At 41.0% G+C, this 5,670-nt stretch carries 5 protein-coding genes and 1 pseudogene; 3 read left to right on the plus strand and 3 right to left on the minus strand.

Annotated features, from left to right (window positions below; translation table 11 throughout):
* Positions 1-131: 131 nt before the first annotated feature.
* The 3 genes and pseudogenes from ACERC5_RS09850 to ACERC5_RS09860 form a co-directional block, all read left to right on the plus strand.
* Positions 132-515, plus strand: a pseudogene (locus ACERC5_RS09850) (hypothetical protein); the annotation flags it as partial.
* Positions 496-900: a hypothetical protein gene (locus tag ACERC5_RS09855; RefSeq protein ID WP_373659671.1), complete on the plus strand. Its 405-nt coding sequence runs from the start codon at positions 496-498 to the stop codon at positions 898-900. The pseudogene ACERC5_RS09850 and the gene ACERC5_RS09855, both read left to right, overlap by 20 nt.
* The gene (locus ACERC5_RS09860) at positions 894-2,576 is read left to right on the plus strand and encodes an ABC transporter ATP-binding protein (RefSeq protein ID WP_373659672.1); all 1,683 of its coding nucleotides are present in this window, start codon (positions 894-896) and stop codon (positions 2,574-2,576) included. The genes ACERC5_RS09855 and ACERC5_RS09860 overlap by 7 nt, the downstream gene beginning before the upstream one ends.
* A 60-nt stretch (positions 2,577-2,636) precedes the next feature.
* Here ACERC5_RS09860 and ACERC5_RS09865 read toward each other — a convergent pair whose 3' ends face one another.
* The 3 genes from ACERC5_RS09865 to ACERC5_RS09875 form a co-directional block, all read right to left on the minus strand.
* Positions 2,637-4,862: a DNA internalization-related competence protein ComEC/Rec2 gene (locus ACERC5_RS09865; RefSeq protein ID WP_373660656.1), complete on the minus strand. Its 2,226-nt coding sequence runs from the start codon at positions 4,860-4,862 to the stop codon at positions 2,637-2,639.
* Positions 4,855-5,478 carry a helix-hairpin-helix domain-containing protein gene (locus ACERC5_RS09870; protein WP_373660657.1) on the minus strand — a complete coding sequence of 208 codons (624 nt, stop codon included), beginning with the start codon at positions 5,476-5,478 and terminating at the stop codon, positions 4,855-4,857. Before ACERC5_RS09870 ends, ACERC5_RS09865 begins: the two co-directional genes overlap by 8 nt.
* 78 nt (positions 5,479-5,556) lie before the next feature.
* Positions 5,557-5,670: LPXTG cell wall anchor domain-containing protein (locus ACERC5_RS09875; protein ID WP_373660658.1), on the minus strand; the 114-nt coding region annotated here is incomplete at its 5' end.

Genomic DNA, 5,670 nt, shown 5'->3' on the forward strand with positions numbered 1-5,670 from the left:
AACAATTTGTTGCTTAAAGTCATCACTAAATTGACGACGGATTTTTCTAGACATAGAGTTCTCCTGTTTTCTTTAGTGTAGAACACTTTATAAATTCTGTCTAGTTTAGTGTAACCGATTCAAGGGAACATCTCTATGCTATTACACACGACATCTTTTATACTTCCATTTTTGGAAAGGAAACCGCTATTTTTGATATCCTTAAACCAAAGGAACCCCAACTACTAGCTGTTTTAGAATACGCAATTTTATTAAGTATTCGACACGATGATACTGATGTTTTTATGGAACTCATTGCTTGCATTTTTATTTTAGATGTAGCTGATAAATTGTCAGTTTCTTGTCAAGAGCTCTGCTATTTTTATATGAAAAATACCCAGCTAAAAAATGGTAGTTTCAAAACACAGTCTAACTCTACTGCAAAAGAATCTTTTGAGGAGGTTTATCACACAACCTTGGTAGCGGGTATCATATTCTTTGTATTAGGAGGTTGTTATGAGTTTAAATCGGTCTAACTATGCCACACTCATTAAACATTATCACCAACAAGAACATGAAGATACTAAACTAACAGCAGAAAAACAAATGATTCTATTGCAACAATATGGTGTTAAAAGTTCAAAACAATTTTTGATAGCTCTTTGTTCAGGGGAACAATCAGCCATTGACAGACTATCTTTAATTGCTAACAACAAGCAACTATTTTTCACTATTTTTTTAGATGACCTTTTTCTTGAAAAGCTAACCTCTGCAGGTTATACGCTACTATTACTTCATCTTGTTAGCACTATCCCACAGAAGTTTATATCTCGTTATCTGGAGGTCTGTCATCTCGTCGCTGATAATGACGAGGAAGTTAATCATATTTGTCACCTTATACAGGAGTTTTGTCTATGTTAAAACAGTATTTCAAAAAAGAAATTCTACTTGGAGCAATTTTTATTATCCTATCTTGCCTAACAGCTCTTTATCTTCCCCTAGTCCTACGCCAATTAATTGATAGCCAAAAAGCGTCTCTCAATTTTTGGGTTCTTTTTAAAATTTTAGGTCTTTTTGCCCTTCAGGCTTTTTTACTATCTTCTGGAACTTATTTTATGGCTCTAAACGGGGAGAATATCGCTGAAACTAAGCGACAAGAGCTTACCCGTCACTTAATGCATCTCCCGCTCTCTTTCTTTCACTATGAAAAGAGCGGTGAGCTCTCCTCAAGAGTAGTCAACGATATTAATAATCTAGGGAATTTTTACGTGACCACTCTCCCCTCGCTCATCACTAGTAGTGTGACCATCATAGGGAGTGTTATTGTCCTTTTCTTGCTTGATTGGAAATTAACTCTAACGTTTTTTATTGCTCTCCCCTTGTTAGTTCTGCTATTGTTCCCCTTGTCCCAACTAAGCCAAAACAGTAGCGAACAATTACAAGAAGATACCAGCAGATTAACTGGACAGTTAAGCGAAACCTTTAAGGAAATTGAACTCATTAAAGCCGATAGTGGAGAGAACCAACGGCTCAATCACCTAAATGCTATCATCACGAAAATTAAACAGACTTCTCTCAAAGTTGACTTAATAAAATCCTTTGTTTCTCCGGTTGGTCTAATGTTTTTATTCGCCAGTATTGCCCTGATTTTTACCTATGGTGGTCAGCGGGTGGCAACTGGAGATTTAACTATTGGTACCTTGATTTCCTTTCTAGTCTACCTCTTTCAGCTCCTAAATCCTGTTGGAGCAATCGGGACTATCGTAACTGATTTTGCTAAAGTCAAAGGGGCAACTAAAGAACTGGACAGGTTATTGACCATTGAACAAGAAGACTTTTCACAAAAAAGAAATACTATTCCCAAAGGAAATCTTGTACTCGAAGAAGTCAGTTTTGGCTATCAAGCTGACCAAGATACACTATCTCATATCAATATGATTCTTCCCCTAGGACAAAAAATTGCCCTCGTCGGTCCATCTGGTTCTGGAAAAAGTACCTTAGCTCATCTTCTGGCTCGTTTTTATCAGCCAACCAGTGGTGTCATCAAACTTGCTGATCAAGATATTAGTTCCTTTTCTCTCAAAGATTGGCGTCAAGGATTAGCTCTAGTTTCTCAATCAGCCGCTGTCTTATCCGGAAGCCTACGAGATAACTTAACCTTCGGTCTCAATACCACTCCTAGCGAAACTGATATAGAACAAGCTCTAAAGGCTGCTGTTCTCTGGGAAGATGTCCAAAAATTGGAACAGGGTTTGGACACCTTTGTTGGTGAAGGAGGGAAACTCCTCTCTGGTGGTCAAAAACAGCGTCTACAAATCGCTAAAGCCTACTTAAAACAAGCTCATCTAATTATTTTTGATGAAGCAACAGCCAACCTTGACGCTGATGCTGAATTTGCTATCGGTCAAAGCATGAAACAACTTCTCCATAATAAGACAGCTCTAGTCATTGCCCATCGTTTGTCCACCATTCTAGATGCAGACCATATCTATTTCCTTGAAAATGGTCAATTGACTGGTAGTGGCAGCCACAACGATCTTCTAGCCAACCATTCCACTTATGCTCGCTTTGTTAAAGAGCAATTGCTGATGGATTAAATCTATAACCAATCTGCTCTCCACTGAGTTCAATCATCAGCGGAGAGCTTTTAACAAGCTCTACCTAACAGTCTCTATCTGCCAATTGAACAATCCCCTAAAGCGAATAGCACCTTGGGTATCTGTCCGATAGACCTTGATTCGTTGTTGTTCAAATCGCTCTAACGTTTCCTGGTGAGGGTGCTTATAGCGATTGTTCCGACCAGCAGAAATCAAGGCGAGCTTCGGCTTCGTATGCACCAAAAACTCTGGGTAGGAAGAACCTTTCGACCCATGGTGGCCAGCTTTTAGGACATCAACAGGCAAATCGGGATAATGTTTAATCAGTTCTAATTCCCCTGCTTCCAAATCACCTGTAAACAAAAAGTTCAAGCCTAATAAGCGACCATAAAGCACCAGTGAATCGTTGTTGCCACCATCTCCTGTCGTCCATGGATACAGCACCTGCAAATAACTCCCCATAAATGGCAACCTATCCCCAGCTGTCACTGTACGAACACGGACATTCATGGCTCTCAGGCGCTTCACAAATTCAGCATTCGTCAGACTCCCTTGACTAACCAAGACCTCCCCAATTGTAAACTCTTTAGCCACTTCCTCCATATCACCAATATGATCCGTATCGGTGTGGGTTAGCACCAGCTGGTCAATACGCCCAACTCCGCGACTTTTCAAATACGGAATTAGTGTGCGACTAGCATTGCTTGTGGTCTGCCGCTTCTGCCAATCCTCACCAGCCTCAAACTCAACACGTCCACCAACGTCAATTAGCAAGGTCTGACCAGAAGCAGCCCGCAGAAAAATGCTATCCCCTTGCCCAATATCGACAACAGTCACCTCGTTTTCTAAAGGATGTTTCGTTAAGGAAAATAGCAGAGCTAAAAGCAGGCTTAGGACAAGGACAACTTTTTTTCGGTAGCGGTAATCATAAAGCAAACCGAGACACAGCAACAGACTTAGTAAAACAAAGACACTCGGACTCCCAAGAACCAAAGACCGACTAGCCCAATCGCCAACAAACACTAAAAAGCGCTCCAATAAGACAAATAATACATTAAGAAAACTAAGATTTATCACTGGTAACAGAAGAAATGCCAAACTAAGAGCAGGCAACATGAGCCCATCAAACAGCAGTGATAGCAGAGCTGTTAACACAAGAGACAAGGGTTGAAAACTAGAAAAATAAAACATTAAGATAGGCAAAACAGCCAAAGCAAGCGCGACAGCTTCAATAACTTGCCGTTTAATCCCCGTAAATTCCTTAATTGTTAATAAGCAAAGAACAAAAGCGTAGCTACAAGATAAAATACCCCCAACTGTTAAAAAAGCATTTGGAACTAAACATAGTAAGCTCAGCATCGTTAAGCCAAGGTTATCCATACCTGTTACACCTAAACGTGACCAAAAGGACTGCAACAGGCTACGACAAACGGAGACCTGAAAACCCGTCAAGACAGCATAGCAAAAGGATAGTGGCACCTGCAAGAAATCAACTTGACGAACTGTCAGCCCTAATCTTAATAAGATTTTTCTAAACCAGCCGAGGAAGAAATCCACCTGCATCCCTGACAGGGCAAATAAATGAATAATACCAAGGCTAGAATAAAGCTCTGTCATGTCATCAAATGATTTATCCAAATGACCGAGTAAAAGACCAGTCATGTAATGCGTCATGGGCTCAGGAAAATGACCATAGATATAAACCAGCGCCTGTCGTCTCAACAAACGTAGGTAATCACCCAGACCAGATAAAAATCGTGGAGAAACCTCTTCCAACGATGTAACTTTAGCAACCTGATAGATTCCTTGTGTCTCAAGATAAGAATGGTAGTCAAAGCCCTTAAAATTTCGTTGACCCTCAGCCTCTGATAGCTCAAAACTGCCCGTCAAGCGAACAGGCTGAGTCAAGGTTTTGAAAAATTCTTGCTCTGTCTGGGCCTTTAGCTGGTAGAAGACCTGATAAACTCGTCCATCGGATTGCCCTCGAAAAGATAACTGATCACCGTTAATCTGTAGACTATCTGGTATGAGTGCTAAACTGGTTAGCTGAGCTGGCGCGGTAGTGTCTGCACGCTCTGCTTGATGGTGACGATAAGCAAACACTCCTGTAAAAACGCTTAAGATAAGAAGGGTTCTTAGAAAAATAGCTCTGCCATTTTTCCACAAACGCCAAAAACTGAACAATATGATGCCTACAAGCGACCAGTGAAATCGGTAAACGGTAAAGTAAGCTAGTAAACTCAAATAAGCCAACTGAATGGGTGGCAGTGGGAATCGCTTAATCAACTGTAATCTCCGAGCTAATCTTGTCAATGGTTTTTTGACCAATACCCGCAACCTGCTTGAGATCATCTACACTTGAAAAACGACCTACGGTTTCACGGTGGGTGATGATGTCTTTAGCTTTTTTAGCGCCGATACCTGTGATGGTTTGCAACTGAGCCTCATCAGCGGTATTCAGATTGATTTTTTGAGTAGAGGATGTTTCAGAGCCTGTTGCGACAACTGAAACATTTTCTCCTTGACTAGCGACATAAATCACCGCTTCATCTGCTAGTTTTTGTGCTAAATTCACAGACTTTTTATCCGCCAAATCAGTCAACCCTCCTGCCTTCATAATAGCATCATTCACACGGCTACCAGACGGTAGCTCATAAAGCCCTTCCTTAACAACAGCCCCTTTGACATCCACTGTAATCATGATAGACTCTGAGCTTTCTTCCTCAACACGATCACTCTTGACGTTTTTCTCCTCAACCTGTTGAATCTCTGGAAAATCATTCGGCAGACTGGGTTTCCCAAAAGCTTGACTGACAAGCACACCCGTCAATGCTACAATAATCCCCCCCATTAGCAGAGTTGTCCTCTTCTCCTTCAATCGTTCAATCCATTCTTCAACCATTTTTCCCTCCTTGTTCTATAAAACTATTCGTAATAATAACAAAAAAGATTGGCATAAAACCAATCTTTTTTTATTAACTTACCTAGCTCGTCTTCTCAGTCCGGCTAAGCCTAGGGCTGATAAGAGGGCTGTTGCGCCGACAGCAGCTAGAGCTGTGTGAACATCGCCTGTTGCAGGGAGTCCCTTCTTACC

The organism is Streptococcus sp. E24BD (assembly GCF_041807825.1).
Taxonomy (GTDB): Bacteria; Bacillota; Bacilli; order Lactobacillales; family Streptococcaceae; genus Streptococcus; species Streptococcus entericus.